At 41.3% G+C, this 21867-nt stretch carries 22 protein-coding genes and 1 pseudogene; 7 read left to right on the top strand and 16 right to left on the bottom strand.

Features of this window, described 5'->3' with window-relative positions:
- Positions 1 to 323: 323 nt before the first annotated feature.
- Together LIT25_08390 and LIT25_08385 are read right to left on the bottom strand one after the other, a co-directional pair.
- Positions 324 to 479, bottom strand: a complete 156-nt coding sequence (locus tag LIT25_08390) for a hypothetical protein (protein ID USK35297.1) — start codon at positions 477 to 479, stop codon at positions 324 to 326.
- A gap of 20 nt (positions 480 to 499) precedes the next feature.
- Positions 500 to 1753 carry a helix-turn-helix transcriptional regulator gene (locus tag LIT25_08385; protein USK35296.1) on the bottom strand — a complete coding sequence of 418 codons (1254 nt, stop codon included), beginning with the start codon at positions 1751 to 1753 and terminating at the stop codon, positions 500 to 502.
- A gap of 301 nt (positions 1754 to 2054) precedes the next feature.
- On the opposite strand from LIT25_08385, the gene LIT25_08380 reads away from it, so the two are divergent.
- Positions 2055 to 3182: a S8 family peptidase gene (locus tag LIT25_08380; protein USK35295.1), complete on the top strand. Its 1128-nt coding sequence runs from the start codon at positions 2055 to 2057 to the stop codon at positions 3180 to 3182.
- A gap of 139 nt (positions 3183 to 3321) precedes the next feature.
- A protein-coding gene (locus LIT25_08375; protein ID USK35294.1) for an IS3 family transposase occupies positions 3322 to 4649 on the top strand; the annotation gives its coding sequence in 2 pieces (ribosomal slippage) (positions 3322 to 3694 and positions 3694 to 4649; 1329 coding nt in all).
- 67 nt (positions 4650 to 4716) lie between these two features.
- Here LIT25_08375 and LIT25_08370 read toward each other — a convergent pair.
- Positions 4717 to 5130: an organic hydroperoxide resistance protein gene (locus LIT25_08370; protein ID USK35293.1), complete on the bottom strand. Its 414-nt coding sequence runs from the start codon at positions 5128 to 5130 to the stop codon at positions 4717 to 4719.
- A 117-nt stretch (positions 5131 to 5247) separates the two neighbouring features.
- Here LIT25_08370 and LIT25_08365 point away from each other — a divergent pair, with 117 nt between their 5' ends.
- The 3 genes and pseudogenes from LIT25_08365 to LIT25_08355 all read left to right on the top strand — a co-directional run bounded on the left by LIT25_08365 (position 5248) and on the right by LIT25_08355 (position 7451).
- Entirely contained in the window at positions 5248 to 5688 is a 441-nt protein-coding gene (locus LIT25_08365) for a MarR family transcriptional regulator (protein USK35292.1), read from the top strand.
- Positions 5689 to 5791: 103 nt separating this feature from the next.
- Entirely contained in the window at positions 5792 to 5968 is a 177-nt protein-coding gene (locus LIT25_08360) for an aspartyl-phosphate phosphatase Spo0E family protein (protein ID USK35291.1), read from the top strand.
- A gap of 126 nt (positions 5969 to 6094) precedes the next feature.
- Positions 6095 to 7451 (top strand): annotated as a pseudogene (locus tag LIT25_08355) (IS1182 family transposase).
- A gap of 126 nt (positions 7452 to 7577) precedes the next feature.
- Here the strand turns inward: LIT25_08355 and LIT25_08350 are convergent.
- The 7 genes from LIT25_08350 to LIT25_08320 all read right to left on the bottom strand — a co-directional run bounded on the left by LIT25_08350 (position 7578) and on the right by LIT25_08320 (position 13594).
- Positions 7578 to 7979 carry a hypothetical protein gene (locus LIT25_08350; protein USK35290.1) on the bottom strand — a complete coding sequence of 134 codons (402 nt, stop codon included), beginning with the start codon at positions 7977 to 7979 and terminating at the stop codon, positions 7578 to 7580.
- A gap of 48 nt (positions 7980 to 8027) precedes the next feature.
- Positions 8028 to 8369: an AbrB/MazE/SpoVT family DNA-binding domain-containing protein gene (locus tag LIT25_08345; GenBank protein USK35289.1), complete on the bottom strand. Its 342-nt coding sequence runs from the start codon at positions 8367 to 8369 to the stop codon at positions 8028 to 8030.
- Positions 8370 to 8496: 127 nt separating this feature from the next.
- Positions 8497 to 9501 (bottom strand): LacI family transcriptional regulator, encoded by a 1005-nt coding sequence (locus LIT25_08340; protein ID USK35288.1) that lies wholly within the window; start codon positions 9499 to 9501, stop codon positions 8497 to 8499.
- 169 nt (positions 9502 to 9670) lie between these two features.
- The gene (locus LIT25_08335; protein USK35287.1) at positions 9671 to 10639 is read right to left on the bottom strand and encodes a sugar phosphate isomerase/epimerase; all 969 of its coding nucleotides are present in this window, start codon (positions 10637 to 10639) and stop codon (positions 9671 to 9673) included.
- 14 nt (positions 10640 to 10653) lie between these two features.
- Positions 10654 to 11412 (bottom strand): sugar phosphate isomerase/epimerase, encoded by a 759-nt coding sequence (locus tag LIT25_08330; GenBank protein USK35286.1) that lies wholly within the window; start codon positions 11410 to 11412, stop codon positions 10654 to 10656.
- Between the two features lie 12 nt (positions 11413 to 11424).
- Complete coding sequence (locus tag LIT25_08325) at positions 11425 to 12450, bottom strand: Gfo/Idh/MocA family oxidoreductase (GenBank protein USK35285.1); 1026 nt, start codon at positions 12448 to 12450, stop codon at positions 11425 to 11427.
- A gap of 52 nt (positions 12451 to 12502) precedes the next feature.
- The gene (locus LIT25_08320; protein ID USK35284.1) at positions 12503 to 13594 is read right to left on the bottom strand and encodes a Gfo/Idh/MocA family oxidoreductase; all 1092 of its coding nucleotides are present in this window, start codon (positions 13592 to 13594) and stop codon (positions 12503 to 12505) included.
- A 561-nt stretch (positions 13595 to 14155) separates the two neighbouring features.
- On the opposite strand from LIT25_08320, the gene LIT25_08315 reads away from it, so the two are divergent.
- Positions 14156 to 14680, top strand: a complete 525-nt coding sequence (locus tag LIT25_08315) for a sigma-70 family RNA polymerase sigma factor (GenBank protein USK35283.1) — start codon at positions 14156 to 14158, stop codon at positions 14678 to 14680.
- Entirely contained in the window at positions 14673 to 16004 is a 1332-nt protein-coding gene (locus LIT25_08310) for a DUF4179 domain-containing protein (GenBank protein ID USK35282.1), read from the top strand. The genes LIT25_08315 and LIT25_08310 overlap by 8 nt, the downstream gene beginning before the upstream one ends.
- A gap of 35 nt (positions 16005 to 16039) precedes the next feature.
- Here the strand turns inward: LIT25_08310 and LIT25_08305 are convergent, their stop codons facing one another.
- The 6 genes from LIT25_08305 to LIT25_08280 form a co-directional block, all read right to left on the bottom strand.
- On the bottom strand, positions 16040 to 16765 hold the full coding sequence (locus LIT25_08305; GenBank protein USK35281.1) for a Bax inhibitor-1/YccA family protein: 726 nt from the start codon (positions 16763 to 16765) through the stop codon (positions 16040 to 16042).
- A 443-nt stretch (positions 16766 to 17208) separates the two neighbouring features.
- Complete coding sequence (locus LIT25_08300) at positions 17209 to 17928, bottom strand: ABC transporter permease (protein USK35280.1); 720 nt, start codon at positions 17926 to 17928, stop codon at positions 17209 to 17211.
- Positions 17925 to 18635: an ABC transporter permease gene (locus tag LIT25_08295; protein ID USK35279.1), complete on the bottom strand. Its 711-nt coding sequence runs from the start codon at positions 18633 to 18635 to the stop codon at positions 17925 to 17927. The genes LIT25_08300 and LIT25_08295 overlap by 4 nt, the downstream gene beginning before the upstream one ends.
- Entirely contained in the window at positions 18604 to 19548 is a 945-nt protein-coding gene (locus LIT25_08290) for an ABC transporter ATP-binding protein (GenBank protein USK35278.1), read from the bottom strand. Before LIT25_08290 ends, LIT25_08295 begins: the two co-directional genes overlap by 32 nt.
- A gap of 215 nt (positions 19549 to 19763) precedes the next feature.
- Positions 19764 to 21122, bottom strand: coding sequence for a HAMP domain-containing histidine kinase (locus tag LIT25_08285; protein ID USK35277.1), 1359 nt, complete (start codon positions 21120 to 21122; stop codon positions 19764 to 19766).
- The gene (locus LIT25_08280; protein USK35276.1) at positions 21119 to 21784 is read right to left on the bottom strand and encodes a response regulator transcription factor; all 666 of its coding nucleotides are present in this window, start codon (positions 21782 to 21784) and stop codon (positions 21119 to 21121) included. The genes LIT25_08285 and LIT25_08280 overlap by 4 nt, the downstream gene beginning before the upstream one ends.
- Positions 21785 to 21867 lie beyond the last annotated feature (83 nt).

Here is a 21867-nt window from a genome sequence, read left to right as displayed (position 1 = left end):
CTCATATATTGTTCATCGGCTATTTTGACAGAACATTCAGATAAAAACAGAATCGACTGTTCAGATGGAGAGGAAATCTGTTTTGTTCACATTTGTGCGGAATTCAATACGAATGTATCGGAATTATTGTTCAAAGTCCCGGAATTAATCCGGAAAGTCTTGGAATTATCTTTCAAAGTATCGGAATTAATCTTTAGTCCATTTAGATGTCTCAAGATTCCCTCCGATAGTCTCCCAATCAACGTGAAAAACAGCCAAATTAAAAAATTCATCCGCAAAAAAAGCAATGCACCTTGTCAGATGCACTGCCTTCAAATTCTGATTTATACAATTTTCGGATGATCTGGTTCTGAAACGATTTTCGGATGATCTGGCTCCGATACAATCTTCGGATGATCCGGCTCAGAAAACAATCCAACTCCCGCTGCAAATGCTAAAGAAAAAATCCCTGCAGTGATGCCCATAACTATTTTTTTCATGACTAGCTCTCCCTTGTTATTTAATTTGCATATGCTCTTTTCAAAGCGCTACAAACGATTTGATAATATTGAACGGCTGATTTATATTTGTGGCGATCTTCAAAGTATGATGCCATAAGCTCTGAATACTCGATAATATACTGCTGTTTTTCGTGCTCTATAAAGTAAGGGATAACAACTTCCATCATAAAATATTCAAATTCTGATGATAGATTATCCTGCAGCAAATATTCATAGATTTTAAAATGATAGTGATATTCCTGATTAGGGTTATTTTCTAAAATGTTTTTGCCTTCTATTATCCACTTCCCAGCTTCTTCTTTATTTTCTAATTGATAATAGGCATACAGGATAGAAAAAATAGTGCTTAATGATTCATTCTTATCTTTAAATTGCAGAGCTTCATTGTATCGACCGATTGCCTGTTCATATTTTTTGGTAATTGAACTGAGGTACCCCATATTATGATAGATCATTCCAAGCAGACTTTTATCATTCAGCTGCTCAGCAATCTTCCTGGCCAGCAAATAGCTTTCTTCTGAGCGGGTATGCTCCTCACACCGCAAATAATTAATTCCTAGCAGAATCTGACACTCTGCGCATCTCATTAAATCGTATCTTGATTGATATATATTTAAAGCAAAGTGAGTGTACTGGATGACCAGTGCCGCTTTTCTTAATTGACTCAGAGTTAGGGCAATTGAATAATAGAGATCTGCTTCCTCCCACTTTTCAAATGGGAGGTGCTTTGTTAAAAACCGCTCCGCTCCCTTGAGGTGCAGGAGGGCTGTCGAATATTTGCTTTGAAGATAGTGATGAAGACCGACAAATTTCTCGTAATAGTAGGTCATCTTTTCTTCAAAGATGTCTTTGTACAAATTGATTTTTTCAAGCTTCGAATCTGCTTCTGCAAACTCTCTTTCTGTCAGCAAATACCTGAATTCAAACAGAACAAAGTAAATCATGGCCGTTGTATCACTTGACGAAAGGATTTCTTTCTGCAGGTCAATGTACCTTTTTTTCAGATGATCGTGCTTGCGGTGAACGATATCATGATACCAGTCAAATAAGGATTTCATCAGAGGAATTTCTTCTTCTTCGATGAGGTTGATCTCAAGCCTGTTGCATAAGAAATCAAGGACTTCGATGCTTGCAGTCGTCTGATTGTTTTCGATTTTCGATAAGTAAGAAGTGGAAATGATGCCTCGTGAAAGTTCCTCCTGCGTCTTATTTTGCTGAATGCGATAGAACCTTATTCGACTTCCTATTTCCATGTACAGCACCTCATCTATACTAATCTGTATGTTTAGTTCTCTCTTTATTATGCCGAATCCTTTTGCTTTCGTATTGGGAAAATAGCCTCAATTTTTCTGAATAATACATAAAATAAAGACCCATATTTCCCAATCTGCAAAAACCACCAGGAAACATCCCCCCTATTTCTCCCTATTATTCGGAAAAAAGGCCCCATCTTTCCCAATACAAATGACTCTATTAAAATGGTAGCATAATTGATAGAATAGTCAAACTTTTTTGACTCTATGATTATTCTATACTATGTAAGGGGGTTTATTCATGAAAAAGTGGAAGGCTCTGAGTATTTTATTTGCTTTTGTCCTGTTTTTGTCCATGTTTTTTTCCTCACAGTCTGCTGAGGCTATTTCAGTAAAGAAAGATTATTTAATCGGAATTAAAGCATCTGTCAAAGATTTTAAAGTAAAAGCGAATCTAATTTCGGGTGCCGGCGGTAAGGTCAAGCATCAATATAAATATATGAACGTTGTCCACGCCTCTCTGCCGGATCAGGCAGCAGCGGCTCTTCAAAAAAATCCGAATGTCACATTTATTGAAGAAGATTTCGAAGCGAAAGCCACCAGCCAGACCGTTCCATACGGTATTCCTCAAATTAAAGCAGATGCTGTTCAATCTTCAGGAGTTAAAGGGAGCGGTGTAAAAGTTGCTGTACTTGATACAGGAATTGACGCCTCTCATGAAGATTTGAATGTGGCAGGAGGCGCAAGCTTCATTGCGGCTGAACCGAATCCATTCATAGATGGTGACAGCCATGGAACGCACGTAGCCGGGACTGTTGCTGCATTGAATAATTCAACCGGTGTTCTTGGCGTTGCCCCGGATGTCACTCTTTATGCTGTAAAAGTACTTGATTCCTCCGGAAGCGGCACCTATAGCGGAATTGCTCAAGGCATTGAGTGGGCTGTTGACAATGGGATGGATGTTATTAATATGAGTCTTGGCGGCAGCCAGGGTTCAGCCGCCCTTCAGCAGGCTGTCGATCAAGCTTATAATAAAGGCGTTGTTGTTGTAGCAGCTGCAGGCAACAGCGGGTCAAAAGGCAAACGGAACACAATCGGCTATCCGGCCAAATACAGTTCTGTTATTGCAGTAGGTGCAGTTGATTCCTCGAACAATCGGGCATCTTTTTCAAGTGTCGGCTCAGAGCTTGAAGTCATGGCTCCGGGTGTCAACACATTGAGCACCGTTCCGGGCAATAGATACGCTTCTTTTAATGGTACTTCCATGGCATCGCCGCACGTAGCGGGTGCAGCCGCTTTAATTCTTTCTAAATATCCGAGCATGTCGAATATCGAAGTGAGAAACCGCTTAAAAAATACAGCTGTTCCACTTGGAGATCCATTTTATTATGGAGCCGGAGTCATCAATGTTCAGGCTGCCATTCAATAATGAAAAAGAGCTCGGTCCTTTTGAACTACTACCCGAATAATGGACACTTATTAAAAGTGCCCCATATTCGGGTTTTTCTATGTCTAAACATGTTTAACCCGTTTATAATTAAAATATTAATTTGAACGGAGATTCCTAAATGAGTAAAAAATTGTTTACTGAAACCCAAATAAATGAGTTAGTTATAAATTCTAATGTATCGCATGCATCCGACCGTTCCATAACGTATTTACCAGCCTTTAAGGTCAGAGCTGTTCAAGAGTATCACACTGGTAAGGGGCCTTCTCAGATTTTTATTGAGCATGGATTTGACTTGGATATCATAGGAAAAAAACAACCGAAACGATGTCTTCAACGCTGGCGTAAGACGTTTGAACAGTTTGGAGAGGATGGTCTGCAAGATGATCGCAGGGGCAAGGCTAGTACTGGCCGTACAAGTTCAAGAGAGTTATCAGTCGAAGAAAAACTGAAAAAAGCTGAGGCTAGGATTAAATATCTTGAAACAGAGAATGAATTTTTAAAAAAGCTAGAAGAACTCGAGAGGCAGGCGCTGAAGAAAAGACGTTAAAAGCAGCAAAGAAATTTCAACTTATCGAGAGAAGCTTGAAGGAGCATCACACACAGGGGCATGTATCTTATTTCTGTCAGCTTGCCGGAGTAAGCAGAAGCGGTTTCTACGCTTGGTTAAAGTCAGATAATAAACGACAAGCGAGAGAAGATTCTGATGATCAGGAAAGTCATCTAATCAGAGAAATATTCCGTATCCATAAAGGGCGTACTGGCGCATTGTCCATTAAAATGATTTTGGAAAATGATTTTGGTGTTATCATGAATCACAAAAAAATTAGAAGGCTTATGAAAAAGTACGATCTCAACACAAGAATTCGAAGAGCTAATCCTTATCGGAAGATGACGAAGGCAACACAAGAACATCGAACGTGTAAAAATATCGTAAACCGCAAGTTTGATCAAAGAGAGCCAGGAAAAGTACTGTTAACCGACATTACCTATCTCTATTACGGAAAGGGTCAGAAATCTTATTTGTCATGTGTAAAAGACGGAGCTACCAAAGAAATCTTAGCGTACCACTTATCAACTTCTTTAGAAATGGATATCGTTTATCAGACGTTAAGAAAGCTCGCAAAATCTACAGAACTGTTTCATCCTGAAGCCATTCTACATTCAGACCAAGGCGTTCACTACACTCATCCTCTGTTCCAAAATAAAGTGAAAGATCTAGGTCTCATGCAATCTATGTCCCGAAAGGGAAACTGTTGGGATAACGCTCCAATGGAATCTTTCTTTGGCCATTTTAAAGATCATGTTCATCATAAAGCATGTGAAAATCTTCAGCAGTTAACAAAAGAGGTTGATCAATTTATCGAAGTCTATAACCATCATCGCTATCAATGGGGACTAAAGAAAATGACCCCGGCTCAATACCGAGGACACTTACTAGCTGCTTAGGCACTTTTTATTTCACTGTCCATTTTAAAGGGTACAGTTCACTTTGGACTGAGCTCTTTTTCAGGTATTAGACAACTTTCAATTCAACCTCGATATTTCCTTTTGTTGCTTTTGAATATGGACAAACGTTATGAGCCTTCTGAACAAGCTCTTCAGCTCTTTCTTTTGTTACATCCGGAATGTGAACTTCAAGGATAACAGATAATCCGAAGCCTGTATCATCCTTTCCAATTGATACATGTGATGTAACCGATGTTTGGCCGATTTTTTCACGTTCTGTTCTTGCCACCAAATTTAATGCACTATCAAAGCATGCGGAATAACCCGCTGCAAACAATTGCTCTGGATTCGTTCCTTCTCCGCCTCTTCCGCCAAGAGCTTTTGGCATCTCAATCGCTAGATCAAGTTGTTTGTCTTTCGTTTGAACTCTTCCTTCTCTTCCGCCTGTCGCAGTTGCAGTTGCTGTGTAAAGTTTTTGCATGATAGTATCCCCATTTCATTTCATAAAATTAAATTGCGTGCAATTTGTTTTTGAAAAACTAATATAGCAAGGGTATAATGGGTTTGTCAATAAATAAATGTCGGGAGTAATTAACCAATGCCTTCAGATAAACACCCTCTCAGTCTAGAACAGCAGCTTTGTTTTTCCATTTACGCGTGTTCCAGGGAGATGACAAAAATGTACAGGCCCATTTTGCAGGAGCTTGATCTAACATACCCTCAATATTTAGTCATGCTCGTTTTATGGGAGCATAAAAAATTGAGCGTGAAGGATTTAGGCAAGGAACTCTTATTAGATTCAGGCACACTCACTCCCTTGCTGAAAAGACTTGAAGAAGCTGGTTTGGTTGAGCGCATTCGTTCTAAAGCAGATGAGCGCAAAGTCGAGATCAGTTTAACGGACAAGGGCCAAAACCTGAAAGAAGAAGCGCATCGTGTTCCAGAATTCATGCTGAAAACAAGCGGACTTTCGCGGGAAGATTTCGAGAGATTGAATCAAGAATTTCGAAGTCTGCTTAAAAAGCTGACTTCTTTATAAATGTTTTTTAAAATGATCAAAGCTGTTTAAAACAGAAATAACATGACAATATATAAACTAGTCACGGATATTTTGCATGAAATGTGAGGTGATTCTCTTGAACATGATGGATATTCTTATTGAGAAATATCGGAAGGAAATGTTTGAAAGCGCCAAAATAGACGGACCTAGTTCCATCACTACCATAAAAGCAAGCCAGCAGCTGGACCGTATTCTGAATATCGGAATGCGATTAGAACCATCAAAGTCGATGGTACGAAAGAATCAAGTATTGAATTAATCAGACATAAAAAAAGCTTGTATGAAATCATACAAGCTTCAGACTGTCGACAAATCCCCCCTTTTTGGGGGATTTGTCGGCAGTTTTTTTATATAATGAAAATAGAACAATACAGAGGTGATTTGGATGTTGTCTAAAAATAATCAAATGAATCGCGATCAACTAGAAATGATTACACTTGAACAGTTGGTGCCGGAAGATCACTTAGTCCGTAAAATTGAACAAGCTCTCGATTTTTCTTTCATCTATCCATTAGTAGAGAAAGTCTATTCCGCAGATCGAGGTCGTCCAAGTATTGATCCGGTCATATTGATTAAAATGACCTTCATCCAATACCTTTTCGGTATTCGATCCATGAGAAGAACCATTGAAGAGATTGAAACCAACTTAGCCTACCGTTGGTTTTTGGGTTTTGGTTTTCATGACAAGGTGCCCCACTTCTCAACATTCGGTAAAACTATGAACGGCGCTTTAAGGATACAGATCTGTTTGAGCAGATATTTTACCGCATCTTAAAAGAGGCGATTGATAAGAAACTGGTCAATGGAGAACAGGTATTTATTGATTCAACTCACGTAAAGGCTAGTGCTAATAAACGAAAGTATCAGAAAAAGATCGTACGAAAAGAAACGAAATCATATGAGGAAAGGCTCCAAAACGAACTCAATCTAGACCGCGAAGAAAACGGAAAAAAGCCTTTTCCCCCAGATAAATTTGAACCGGAAGAGAAAGTGATTAAAGAAAGTACGACGGATCCGGAAAGTGGCTATTACGTAAAAGATGAAAGAACAAAACAGTTCGCTTACTCATTTCACACAGCCTCTGACGAAAAAGGATTTGTTCTGGGGACAATCGTTACGCCTGGTAACGTGCACGACAGTGCAATATTCGAGCCTCTACTTGATCAGTAACTGAGCTTCACAAGAAACCTGTTGCTGTTGCTGCCGATGCTGCTTACAAGAACCCTGCTCTTGCTCACTATTTGAACGAAAAAGAAATTCGTCCGGTTTTTCCTTATACACGGCCAAAAACAAAAGATGGATTTTTCAAGAAAAGTGATTATGTGTATGACGAACATTTTGATTGTTACATATGCCCGCACGATCAAGTGCTTCCTTACAGAACTACTACGAAAAAAGGATACAGACAATACTCTTCCGATCCGAAGGTTTGTGAAAATTGCCCATTCCTAAGCCAATGTACGGAGAGCCAAAATCATCAGAAATTGATTGAAAGGCATCTCTGGCAAGAATACTTAGATGAAGCTGAACACCTTCGTCATACAGAAGAGAACAAAACAATTTATGCAAAACGCAAAGAAACGATAGAGCGTGTCTTTGCAGATGCAAAAGAAAAGCATGGTATGCGTTGGACAACGTTGAGAGGACTCAAAAAATTGTCCATGCAGGCGATGCTTACTTTTGCTGCCATGAACTTGAAAAAGTTGGCATCCTGGACATGGAAGCCAGCGAAAGCGGTATAAAAATAGTCAACGAATAGGCCTACAAACATCAAATTAGCCCCAGAAATGACAAAAAGCATTCGGATAGAGCTCATCCGAATGCCTTTTGTCTACAAACTGAAGCTTGTATGAAATCATACAAGCTTTTTACTGATTCTTTTTTTCTTCAACCACCTGATCCACATAATCCACGATCAATTCATCTTCATCTGTCTCCCTAACACGAAAGGCAATGGCTTTGCTTTCCTTTTGATCATCCTGATCATAATAGGCCCGGAAGACATAAAAGCTTTCTTCTTTTATCTCAAAATCTTCAAGTTCCAGGTTTTCTATCTTCCATTTCTTTTTAAGGGAGATCAGCTCTTGCGGTGAGTGGTAGGCTCCTTCTAAGTAGATGCCTCTCATATCTCTCTTATCTTCCTCAAGGATTGCCTCAAGCATATCTTCTACCACAACAAGCCTCCTGTCTCTCCCCTCGTCTTCATCCTTGCATGCAGACAGGAAAAGAGAAAAAAGACAGAGAATGAAAATCTTATGTATGTTTTTCACTGGTTTCCCCCCGTACAAACTGAAACCGGCCCAGTTTCGGCCGGCTGATCAGCTGGATAATTTATTTGAACCTGTCATGTCATCAGGTGGAACAAAAGTAACTTTTTGTCCCTGTTCATTCCATTCAATTTTCAGTTTTTCTCCTACATCAATTTCGCATATATTTCTTATTTCACTCGGTATTGTTATGGATCCCTTGCTGCTTAAGGTTGTTTCGTTTTCAAAGGCATTGTTATCATCCATGATCAAATCGATCGTTTTCCCATCAGTTTGAACGACGACCCGCTCACCTGTTTGTATGTTTAGTTTTTTTCGAATGTAGGAAGGAATCATCACTTGACCATTTGACCAGATTTTCACGAAAAATGGACCTTTTTTCAAAGATATCACTCCATTCCTTCTAAAGATACCTTCTATTATATCATGAAAGGCGGGAATTTCCTTGTTAAACGCATTAATAGGGTTATCTGGCAAACAGTGCGAAAATCAAAAAACAATCAGAGGATCCTGATTGCTTTCATGCCTCCATCTTTTTGGCCGCGCTGGTCGATTTTCTTAGGACAAGCTCTGTCGGCAGAATGTAATCCTTCCCTTCAAGCCCTTCATTTAGAGCCTGATAGATCAGATGAGCTGCAAGAGAGCCGATTTCATAATTCGATTGCTTTACCGTCGAGAGAGGAGGCGAAATATATTGTGAAATTTCAATATCGTCAAATCCGATGATGGAAAGATCATTTGGAATATGCAAACCGGATTCTTTAAAGGCTTTTAATGCCCCTACAGCCATTTCATCATTTGCACAAAAGACAGCAGACGGCGCATTTCCCTGCATCATGAGGATTTTAGCCGCAGAATAGCCGCCTTCCCTTGTATACTGCCCCTGGAGAATCCAGCTTGGGTGCAGTGTAATTCCGGAATCCTTAAGCGCCTGTTTATACCCTTCAAATCGAAGCTGATTATCGCGATTGTGAGAGGGACCTCCAATGTACGCGAGCTCCTTGTGGCCAAGGTCAATTAAATGCTGCGTTGCCTGATAGCCGCCCGAGAAATTATCGACAAGCACATGGATAATCGAATCGCTGTCAAGCTTTCGGTCAAGGACGATGATCGGAAAATCATCTCTTACTGATTGAAGAATCAATTCATCCGGAAGGCTTTCAGCTAAAATAATGACGCCATCCACACGGCGTTCCTGCAAAAACTTTGAAGCTGTTGTCACATTGCCTCCAATGGAACTGCAGGCGATAAGACCATATTGATGAGTGAGCAGGGTATCCTGAACACCGCGCATCAATTCAGAATAAAAAGGGCCGGAAAGATCCTGAACGATAATCCCGATTGTTTCGGTTTTGCTTCGTTTTAAGTCTCTGGCAATTCCGTTTTTTTGGTAGTTTAACGTTTTTGCAGCTTCTAATACACGCTTAGCGGTTTCTGCATTCACTCTTGAATTATGATTTAACGCATAGGATGCTGTTGAAACAGCTACCCCAGCCAATTTTGCAACATCTTTGATTGTGGCCATACGATTCTCCACCTTACTTTCATTGCTTCATTCTGGTTGATGAGATGACTAAACGGGGGATCTTCCCGGGGAGTTTAGTTTGTGGGGAAACGGTCTATTGCCATTCAAACCGGCCGGTAAATGGCCAGTTTGAATGTAAAATAGAACCGATCTAACCTTAGATTACAGCTTAAGCCCACCACATATTCGTCGGCTGTTCTTTAATTAAGACACTTTTTAAGTTTGTAACCGCACGCTGAAAACCTTCTTCAATCGACATGATCGGATCTTCATGCTCAATGCTCACAACATAGTCATAGCCGTACGTTCTGAGTGCGCTGATCATATCAGACCATTCCTGCATGCTGTGTCCGCAGCCGACAGATCGGAAATTCCATGCTCTTGATTGGATTTCGCCGTAAGGCTGCATGTCTGTTAAGCCGTACATGTTGATGTTGTCCTGATCAAGATACGTATCCTTTGCATGGAAATGATGAATGGCACCTGCTTTTCCAAGGATTTTAATCGCACCGACAGGGTCGATTCCCTGCCACCACAAGTGACTTGGATCAAGGTTTGCTCCAATAGCATCACATGTTTCTTCTCTTAGCTTCAATAAAGTGTAAGGAGTATGGACAAGGAATCCTCCGTGAAGCTCTAAACCTATTTTCACGTTAAGGCTTTGTGCTAACTCGCCGACTTCTTTCCAGTAAGGAATCAGTTTTTGCTCCCACTGCCATTTTAATACGTCATTGTATTCGTTAGGCCATGGTGCAACCGGCCAGTTTGGATATTTTGCATCCTCATGGTCGCCCGCAGTACCTGAGAAGCAGTTCACAACAGGAACGTTCATTTCATTGGCAAGCTTAATCGTGCTGACCAGCGTTTCATGAGATTCAGCAGCAAAAGCAGCATCCGGTGAAATAGGATTGCCGTGGCAGCTGAACGCGCTTATTGTGAGTCCGCGTGAAGTGACTTTTTCCAAATACTCACTTTGCTTTTCTTTATTGCCTAATAATACCTCTAAAGAACAATGTGCATTTCCAGGATAGCAGCCTGTTCCAATTTCAACAGCTTCAACACCTGATGCTTTTACGTAATCTAACATCTCATCGAGATTTTTATCTGAAAATAAAACAGTGAATACTCCAAGTTTCATCGTAATCTTCCTTTCTATGCTTTTAATAGTTCATCCATTTTTTTCGAGTTGAGCGCAACTGCCTCCATCAAATCGCCTTCAAAATGCTCTTGTTCAACAATAAACCATGGAAGGTCAAGCTCTTTTCCAAGGTTCAGCAAGGATTTCATGTCAAGCTGTCCAGTGCCGATGACTGTACTCTGCTTCTCGCCATTTGTTTCTTTCATATCCTTAATATGAAGCGTAACAACACGTTCACGCTGCTCTTTGATCAGCGCCAATGGATCAAGACCCGCATAGGAAACCCAATAGCAGTCGAGTTCGAACTTTACAAGCTTCGCATCCGTTTCGTTCAGCAGAACATCAAAAGGTGTCTGCTCTCCAAATGTATGAAATTCGAAATCATGATTGTGATAAGCAAGCTGCATGCCTTCCTGCTTAATGACTTCGCCCGCTTTGTTCAGTTCTTCTGCAATGCGCTTGTAGTCATCAAGACAGTTTCTTTGCTCTTCCGTCAAATAAGGCATGATAATCAGATCGTTTCCGATCTCCTGATTATAAGAAATCACTTGTTTAAGCCCATCCCCTGTAATTTGGTCATAAGGCACATGACTCCCCGCAGCCTTCAGCCCATACTCTTTTAATGCTTGATTCAGACGGTCTGCAGGCGTATCATAATAGCCTGCAAACTGTACCCCTTCGTACCCAAGATCCGCCACTTTTTTCAAAGTGCCGAGAAAATCCTTTTCGAGCAGCGTTCTGATTGTATAGAGCTGAAGTCCTTTTTTCGTCATGATTTTTCCCCCTTATGAAAGTTTTACGATTGTTTTGCTTTCGTTTGACTCTAATGCGCCAAGAACAATTTTAAGAGATTTGTAGCCTTCTTCACCGGAAACCGCCGGCTCTGTATTGCCGATAATGCTGTCTATGAATTTATCGATGACTTTTGAAGAAGTTTGTCCGCCTTCATCGTTTGATTGAATTTTGCCTAATTCATAGTTTACAACTTCACCTGTTTTATATTGAGCAATTAATGAGTACTCTGGATGATCTTCTAAACGAAGAACCCCTTTTTCACCGTAAATGACTGTTGCGTTATCTTCTTTGTTGTAAGACCAGCTTGCTGCAAGGGATCCCATAATGCCGCTTTCTGTTCTTAATACGCAGACTGCATTGTCATCTACATCTGCGCCTTCTTTAGCAACTGTATCAACGAATGCCGCAACTTCAGTCACTTCTTCGCCAAGGATGTAGCGCATTAAGTCCGCTTTATGAACACCAAGGTCTCCCATTGCTCCGATAAATGCGTCTTCTTTCTTGAAGAACCAGCTGTCGCGCCCGTCAGCACTCCAGCCTTCAGGACCGCCATGGCCAAATGCTGTGCGGAAAGAAAATACTTTGCCGATTTCACCATTTTTAATAAGCTCTCTAGCTTTTTCATGTGATGGCACAAAACGCTGATTGTGGCCGATCATCAGCTTGCGGCTATTTTCTTTTGCAGCTGCGATCATCGCTTCTGCTTCTTCCTTTGAAGTAGCCATTGGCTTTTCGCAAAGAACATGCTTGCCTGCATTTAAAGCATCAATTGAAATTGGAGCATGAAGCGCATTTGGCGTACAAACGCTTACAGCGTCGATCTCTTCAAGTGCAAGAAGCTCTCTGTAGTCTGTGAATGCTTTAGCTTTGTATTGCTGTGCAGTGAGTTTCGCACGGTCTTCATTAATATCGCAGACTGCTGTTATTTCCACATACTTGTTGCCTGCATACTCTGGTAAATGTCTGTGCTTTGAAATGCTTCCGCATCCGATAACGCCGATTTTTAAAGTTGTCATGATTTTTTCCTCCTGAGGGTTAAAAGATGAAATCGATTCCTAGATTAGAAAGCTATTCTTTTTTTTCAAAATAAACAGGTTCGCCAGTTTCAGACGATTTATAAATCGCCTCCAAAATTTCAGTTACGATAAGGGCTTGTTCAGGTTTTACAACTGGATCTTTATCTTCAACAATTGCTTCAATCCAAAGTCTTGCTTCAATATCTGCTTCACTTTCAAGCTTGCCGTCTATGACAGATGCACCTGATTCATCTAAATCCACCATTGTCGTGTAAAGCTTGCCGTGACGCTCACCATTGATGCGCAGGCCATTTTCCATATCAGCTCCGCCTTCTGTTCCCATCAGGGTGCATTTGCTTTCTCCGACGTTCAAAGAATTCAGCGCCCAGCTTGATTCAAGGAAAATTGTTGCCCCGTTTTGCATGGTAATGTAAGCAAACGCGGAATCTTCGACTTTGAATTTTTCAGGATCCCAAGGGCCCCAGATGTTTGCTGCATTTTCTCTTGTGCCAAGTTTATGAAAAGCGGTTCCGACAACCATTTTCGGCTCATAATTATTCATCATCCATAACGTCAGATCAAGTGCATGAGTGCCGATGTCGATCAATGGACCTCCGCCCTGCTTTTCTTTATCCAAAAACACGCCCCAAGTCGGTACTGCACGTCTTCTGATGGCATGAGCTTTTGCAAAATAGATATCACCAAGCTCGCCTTCTTCGCAAAGTGATTTTAAATGCAGGCTGTCTGCCCGGTAGCGGTTCTGGTAAGCAACTGATAATTTCTTCCCCGTGCGCTTTGCCGTCTCAAGCATTTTTCGAGCTTCAGCAGCAGAAGTAGCCATCGGCTTTTCGCACATCACATGCTTCCCTGCCTCCAAAGCTGCTATTGAAATGTCTGAATGCGAATCATTCGGCGTACATACATGTACAACATCCACCCCCGGATTTGCAAGCAATTCTTTAAAGTCCGTATAATGTTCGGCCATCTCTGACCCATATTGCATTTTCGCTTCGATAGCTCTTTCTTCAACAAGATCAAAAAAAGCCACCATCTGAACATTCTTAAGTCGTGCGAGAGCAGGCATATGCTTTCCGGTCGCAATTCCCCCGCACCCGATAATTCCAACTCGAACAATCGTACTCATTGTCCACCTCCGAGTTATTTCCGATACAGTGAAACTTCACTCAGTGGGGTTTTAGCTCTTTCCCGCTGAGTGTTAGTTGAACCGCTCGGGCCTTTATGGGCAGTTGTCTCCGTGCAGCTTTCTGAAATTCTAGAAATTTGTATCTGGGGACTTACTGCCAGTTAATCTGCGATATGATTTGAAACGTTTCACACTAAGCGGAAAAATATGTACTAAGTCCTTTATTTAATAAGCGGAATACGATGTGAAACGTTTCGACAAATTCATTCTAACATGAAAGCGCTTTTAATAAAATAAAAATTTAAAATATTATTCTATAAATTTATTTTTCATGGATTCTGAAAAAAGTTGCTTAGTTTTAAAACTTTTTTGGTAGATTGTAGTCTAATGAATAGAGACAGCAAGGGATTTAGCAAAAATGTCGTTTTTATTAACGGCAACCTGAACTTTTACCAGCCGATTTTTTAATTTTTATAGCCGATTACAGCAGGGCAATCAGATTCTGCGTCACGAGTGCCGTCTGTTCGATCACGCCAAGCAGCACAACAAGGAGGAATTATTTTGACTGACCCCAATCTCGCACAAAAAGCCGTCAATGGTGATGATGGGGCCTTCCTGCTTTTAATGAAGCAGCATAAGGAACAGCTTTACCGGACAGCCTTCATGTATTTGAAAAATGAAACCGATTCGCTTGAAGCCGTTCAGGAAGTCACCTTCCGTGCATATAAGTCGCTTCATAAATTAAAAGAGCCTGCCTATTTCACTACTTATCTGATCCGCATCATGCTTAATTACTGCCATGATCAAATGAAGAGAAAAAAAAGAATCCAGATAAATAATGAGGAGCTGGCTTCATCTGCTGCCGGTACAGATTCCTTTGTTTATCTGGAAATTGAAGAGGCCCTGCACCATTTGGATGAAAAATACCAAAATGTAATTCTGATGAAATACTTTCACGATCTCAAGATCAAAGACATTGCACAGCAGCTGAACTGTCCGGAAAGCACAGTAAAAACCCGGCTCACAAAAGCACTGGCCTTACTGCGGAAGCAGCTTGATGAGAAAGGAGGGAATTTTGATGTTTGACCGTGAGGAACAGGAGATTAAAAGATATAAAGAAAAAATAGATACTGTCCAGATTCCTGTAGACTTGCTTGATGATGCCGTCTTACAAGGGTTTCGAAAGGCGCAAAAACGGAAACGGCGGCCGTTTGTCAGATGGGCATCACTTGCTGCGGCACTTTTTATATTTATCTTCATCACACTTATACGGGTCTCTCCTGGATTTGCTTCTTATGTCAGTTCATTCCCTGGCATGGAAAAGATGGTGGAAATCATCCGCTACAACAAAGGACTGATGTCAGCTGTCGAGAATAACTTTGCTCAGGAAATTGGCGTTTCAGATGAACATGACGGAATAAAAATTACACTGGATTCCGCCATTGTGGATCAGAGAAAATTGAAGATTTTTTATACGATCCACAATCAGTCTGAAAAAGCGAACGTTGAAATTGTGAATCCGACATTACGTTCAGGAAAAGTGAATCTTAATGAAAATGCTTCTTTCACATCAGGTCACATCGAAGAGGATATGGAGAAAAATAAAAGTTCAGACTGGTCAATGGAGTATGATTTTGGAGCGTCTATGAACCATGAAGATTTTCAGCTTGAAATGATGGTTCACACAAGAAGGGCACAATCGAATGAAAAAGAAAATGCCTTTCATTTTTCATTTAGCCTTGATCAAGACTTGGTGACGAAAAAAATGAAAGTGATTGAAATTAATCAAACTGTTTCAATTGAAAATCAAAAGGTTACATTTAAGAAAGCCGAAATTACTCCTCTTTCTGCCTCCCTCCTGGTTCAATATGATAAAGATAATGCGATGGAGCTTTTTGCATTTGAAGATCTCAGGCTTGTTGATGAAAAAGGAGAACCCTGGTCGATTTATCATAATGGGCTTGTTGGAAGGGAAATCAGCGAAACAGAAGACATGATTTATCTGGAAAGCAACTATTTTGAACAGCCAAAGGAACTCTATCTGGAATTCAGCAAAATCCGTGCGGTGAAAAAATCGGATTTAGAAGTGATCGTTGATCCAGAAACAAATACCGTGCTGAAGAGACCGAAAGATGAGGTATTCAGTAAGATCGAGGTTTTGAAGAATGAAGTTTCATTTTCCTATTATGAGGATAGAGAAGCTTCAAGCTTCTTAATGAATGATGTGACGGATGCTAATGGGGTCAGTTTGTCAACAAGCTCTTCAGGCAAAGATCCAACTTCTGATTCAGGCGAAAAACGATTTGCCATTCAGTTTGACAGAGGCAAAATAACGAAAGGCCCGCTATCTATGAAGTTTGTGGACTATCCCGGCTATATTGAGAAAAAAACAAGAATTCAAATAAAATGAGAAAATGCCCGCTGACAGTCAGCGGGCATTTGTTATTAGTTCCGGCACAGCTTGGCAAGCAGGCGGAGAACCTCAAGATAGAGCCAGACTAGTGTGACAAGAAGGGCAAATCCTGCATACCATTCCATATGCTTTGGGAGCCCTGCCTTCGAACCATTTTCAATAAAGTCGAAGTCCAGAACCAGATTCAGTGCCGCAACGATCACGATGGCAACAGAAATTAAAATGCCAATCGGAGAGGCATCATGCAAAAATGGAACCGTTACTCCGAAGAAGCCAAGTACAAAAGACAGCAAATACATAATCAGAATTCCGCCTGTAGCAGCGACAACCCCTAATCGGAAATTGCGTGTTACTTTGATTAACCTTGAACGGTAAGCAAGCAGCAAGGCAAGGGAAACACTTGCTGTAAGAAGTACAGCCTGCATGACGATTCCTTCATACAGGGATGCATAATTAGCCGAAACTCCTCCAACAAACATCCCCTCAAGCACTGCGTAAACAGGTGCCAGTACAGGAGCCGTTTTAGGAACAAAGCTGACAATCAGCGCTACGATAAATCCGCCAATCGCCCCTCCGATCATAATGGCTGTCACATCCTGGCCCTGTGCACTGTAATACCAGGCTGCTCCGGCTGCAGTGATTAAAATAAACAGCAGCAAAAATGATTTATTAATCGCTCCCATCAGCGTCATCGGCTTGCTGGAGTAGGACCCTTCCCGTTTTGAAAAAGCTTTTAAAGCTGGATTTGAAGTTCTCATGAAGTATCTTCCTCTCTTTTGGGTATGAATGTAATACGTTCTATCGGCCAAAAGGTTTCATGAACGAAATAGAATACTAGTTTTAGTATATCTCATTTCTTCGCAGGATATGAAAATCTTCTTCGCTAACACTAATAAGAGAAATGAAGAATGAGTATCAAAAATATAATCTTTCTATATCATGTGTGAGCTCATTTTTCACACTCCCATCAAGAAAAGCGCAAGCGCCCGTTTAACGCAGGCATGATAGATAAGAATCCTGCAGAAAAGTCTGCGTTTTACTTTTTTAGAAGATCTGTTCTGACCGAGGATTTTGAGACTCGATATTTTTGAGATTCCTGTAAATGATGGCGACTTTTTTATTTTCTAACCTGAGGCGATTTTTCTGCATAGCCATTTGATTACGGCAAGCAACAAAAAAACCGCCATACAGCGGTCTCCATCTAAACAGCTTTATTTTTAATGTAAAGAAAGCTTCCTGTAAAAAAACAGACAAACCCGCAGGCTATGGAAAGATAGAAGGATATTTCCGTGATAAAGGATCCTTCGTTCTGGGGCATCATTGCTAAAAATGGCTGTGCCCACGGATAGTATGGAGCGATTTTTTCTGAGTTGATGATCATTATATTTGGAAGTGTAAACATCACATTGAGCGCCAATGGGGCAGCAAAACTAGTCCATGCCATGGATACCCACAGAAATAGAGCGGCAAGAGGCAGGGCAGCCAGAAAACCGCCTGTCAGCAGTTTGATAATAATGTCGGCTGGGAATGGATCCGAATATCCTTTAACAGCTCCAACTAGAATCCAGGCGGTCATAAACAAAAGCTGATTGATCAATATCAGGACCGAAATCATCAGCCATTTTGACATAAAAATACTGACCCTGCTTACAGGCAGACTGAGCAGCTGCTTCCATCCGCCTTGCAGATGTTCATATCTGCAGAGAAAGCTTGTTAAAATCCCAATCATCAGCGGGAGTAAAATCAAAGCATGTGCCGGCACCATAATCAGCAAAGGCGAGAGCCATTCATTTGGAATACCCTCAATCTGACCTAACTTAAATCCAAGCACACCTGCGAAAAATGGACTCACAAACAAAAGGCTGAGAACCTTGGTTTTCCGAAGCTTCAGCAGTTCTGCCGACAGCAGCTGCATCATCATGACAGCACCTCTCTTCTGACAAAATCCATCAGTCCTGAGAGCAATATAACGGTCCCTGTAATCAGTCCTGCCGCAGCGTACCAAATTGGGTCATGCTCTCCGATAAGCAATGGCCATTTCCACGGAATCCAGTCCGGTGCAGCAAATGCAGCCGTCATTGAAAAGACGGCACCAAAAACGCCTGCAGCGAGCGGAAATGCCTGATTCTGCATCACAATAGACAGCCATACTTGCAGGCATAAAACAGGAATTCCCGCCAAAAAAGGATAATAGCTATTTTTAATGACAGCAAGGAATGGAATATCCAATCCGAATTGTAATCCTATGCCAAAAAGCACACTTCCAATAAACAGCAAGGTAGAGGAAATAAAAATCATGATCGCTACAACCGTAAATTTTGAAAGAAACACATACCCTCTTTGAACTGGCAGGCTGAGCAGCTGCTTCCAGGAACTTTGCTGATGTTCGATTGCGGAAATCTGCGAAGCGAGAATAGTCATTCCCAGCAGAAGCGCGGGCGCAACAAACATATTAATATTATCAAGAAGTCCCGCCCAAACATCCGGCTCCTGCTGAATCAAGTAGTCATAGCGAATCCCGTAATTCACAAGCTGGAGGGCAATGACCCCAAAAGGTCCCAGAAAAACCAGGAGCCAGAACCATTTTCGTTTCACTTTAAGAAGATCGGCTTTTAGAATGGACATCATGAACGTTCCCTCCTTCGCCTGTTAAATCCAAAAAGATCTCTTCCAGCGATTTCCGTTTCTCTTCGACCCTGTAGACCTCAATCCCTGACTTAACTAATAAGGCAATCACTTGGGCTATTCTGCTATCTGTGACATCTCGCAAAATAACAGAGTCTCCGCTCAGCTCTGCCGTTTGCCCATTTGAGAGCAGCAAAGATGCTGCCCTGACCGAATTTCCCGTCCTGATGATCATCTGTACCTTCGCTTTGCTTTTCAGCTTGCTGATCGAATCCTGAAAAATCATCTTTCCATTTGAAATAATTCCTACTTTTGTTGCCATTTGATCAATTTCACTTAGTAAATGACTGGAGATTAAAACGGTCATTCCGTAATCTTTCGGCAGCCTCTTAATTAGATCCCGCATTTCATGAATACCTGAAGGATCCAGACCGTTTGTCGGTTCATCCAAAATAAGAAGCTCAGGATTTCCGAGGATGGCGGACGCAATTCCAAGACGCTGCTTCATCCCTAAAGAAAATCCTTTGACCGGTCGATTACTGTCATTCGTCAATCTGACTATGGACAGCACTTCATCGATTCGGCTTTTTTGCACCTGCAGAATTTTCCTGATTGTCTCTAAATTCTCACGTGCGGTTAAATGTCCGTAATAAGAAGGGGACTCAACGAGTGACCCCATTTTCCGCAAGGATTCAAGCTGATGGTCAGCTGCATTCAGTCCAAAAAGCTCGATTGTTCCCCCAGTTGGTTTCATAAGCCCCAGAAGCATTTTGATAGTTGTTGTTTTTCCCGCTCCATTCGGCCCTAAGAAGCCATATATCTCCCCTTTTTCAATCTTCATATCCAAACTGTCCACAATTGTTTTTTTCTTAATAACCTTTGATAGATTGGTGGTTGAAATCATCAATTCCGCCATTTATTATCACCTCTTTATCCAGAATAGAAGATGAGAGTTAAAACGCGGTGATGATTTGGGTTAAATTCAGTTTAAAATTAAGAAAAGCGGATCGGCTGTTTTAGCTCCGACAGACAGAAAAGACCTGCGATAAAATCAGGGGTAAATGCTAAAAAAATCAAGGTGACCTTGAAGTTACACTCACTGGTCAAAAAAAAAACGCCTGAACCAGACGTTTATGTTTCTTTCGATATGGAGATAACAGTTCCGCAGCTGTCCGAATCGATTCTGAATGTGAGATTCATTTTTCTCGTCATCATCTCAACGATTGTCAGTCCGATGCCCGCTCCTTTATTGCCGCTTTCCTGACGGAAGCCATTTCCCCTGTCACGAATCATAATTTGCTGTCCGACTTCCTTTTGGCGGACCGTTATGCCAACATACTTGCCTTCATCTGCATGGCGAATGATGTTCTGCAGCAGATTATCAAGAATTCTCTCAAGCCATTCAGGATCTGCAAACCAGATGATTGTATCCGGCTCAAGATCGATTTCCGCCTCAAACTTATGATCTTCAAAGACAGGGTACCACTCCGCCGCCTTTTTTCGAACAAACCGGCTGAGATTAATTTCTTTAGGATAATAATGATACTTTCCGGATGACAAAAGCGTATAAGAAAATAGATTATCAATCAGAGAGCTGATAAAATCTATTTTTTCATCGATTGCCTGGACAGCCTCCAATCCTGCGTCTGTTACAGCTTCTTTTTTGACACTAAAAAGATGAGCACGCATGGTGGTGAGCGGCGTTCTAAGATCATGTGAGAGACTTGCCATTAAGTCTTTGCGGATTTTCTCTTCCTTCTTCCCGCGTTCTCTGCTTTCCTCGAGTTCTTTAATCATGTTATTAAAACTCACTTCAAGCTCCCCGATTTCATCCTTATTTGATAGTGCAATAGGGAGCGGAAGCCCTGAATGATCTTTTCTCTGCATAGCTTCTTTAAGACGAAGAATCCGGTTATGGAGCCGTTTGAAAAATAGCCATGATAGAAAGAAGAAAGCGAGCATAAGCATGGCGAGCACGGAAAAATAAATCGCATCATATTGATACCCCAATCTTTGAATCGGTGGCTCAAGCATCATGCGGTCCACTCTGATAACCATAAACCCTTTATCTTCATCGTCTCCGATAAAAGCGACAACCGTAAAGGGATCCGCATCAAAGCTGTTTTTCATATAGGAGATCGTATAACTTGGCGTCCATTTTTCGGGAAGCTCCCCCTTATAGGAGAATCTATCTCTTGTTCTGCCTTCTTTATCTACCCAAAACAGCTGAGAGCCTGGATATTTTTTATGAATAGATTGGAGCTTTTCCGCAATTTCTAGATCATTTGCTGCTTTAAGCTGCCCTGCCTCATTATGCCACATCTCTGTGAGTTCATTATAGCCCTCATAAGGATGCCCCGCTTCTTTTTCAAGGAAAACTCCCGGGACATAAACCAAAGTGTAAGCAAGTAAAAAAGAAATAGGAATACAGAGCACAGCTGCAAGAATAATAGAAAGGTATTTAAATTGCAGCGATCTGCGCCAGTTCATCCCCTCACCCTGTAGCCGACTCCTCTGACCGTTTCAATGATTTCAGGTTCAGATGGATTCTTTTCAATTTTTTCGCGCAAATAGCGGATATGCACCATCAATGTCTTGTCTCCGTCTAAAAATGGCTCGCCCCATACATGCTCAAACAGCTGCTCTTTGGTCAGAATTTGATTTAAATGCTTCAGGAAACATGTAAAAATATGATATTGCTTTCCTGTTAAGATAATTTCTTCTCCGGTCTCGGCATTCCGAATGCAGCGGTTCGCCTGATCGATTTCAAGATGCTTGAGAATCATTTTTTCAGACGCATGTTTATGATATCTTCTTAGCTGCACCTCAACCCTCTTAACAAGTTCCTCGGGGTGGAACGGCTTAGTCAGATAATCATCTGCGAACTCAAGCCCCTCAAGCTTATCATCGATCGATGTTCTTGCAGACAGCATCAGAATCGGCGTATCCGGGTTTTTCTTTTTAAATCTTCTTCCTAACGAAAACCCGTCAAGTCCCGGTAGCATGACATCCAGGATAAGCAAATCAAACCTTTTGCCATCCTGTAATGACAGCCCCGAGGTTATCCATTCCACGTAATATCCCTTTTGCAGAAGCTCTTTTTTCACCCAGCTGCCGATTTCCAGATCATCTTCTATGTATAAAATATTCAAGTTGCTTTCATCTCCTCACCTTTAATGTTACAAAATATGGATGACCTTGAAAAGGGAGAATAAAAATTTATATGCTTGTAGAA

Source organism: Bacillus sp. F19 (assembly GCA_023823795.1).
Lineage (GTDB): Bacteria > Bacillota > Bacilli > Bacillales > Bacillaceae > Bacillus_P.
Note: the sequence above shows the minus strand (reverse complement) of the source record. Positions and strands in the feature narration are given on the sequence as shown.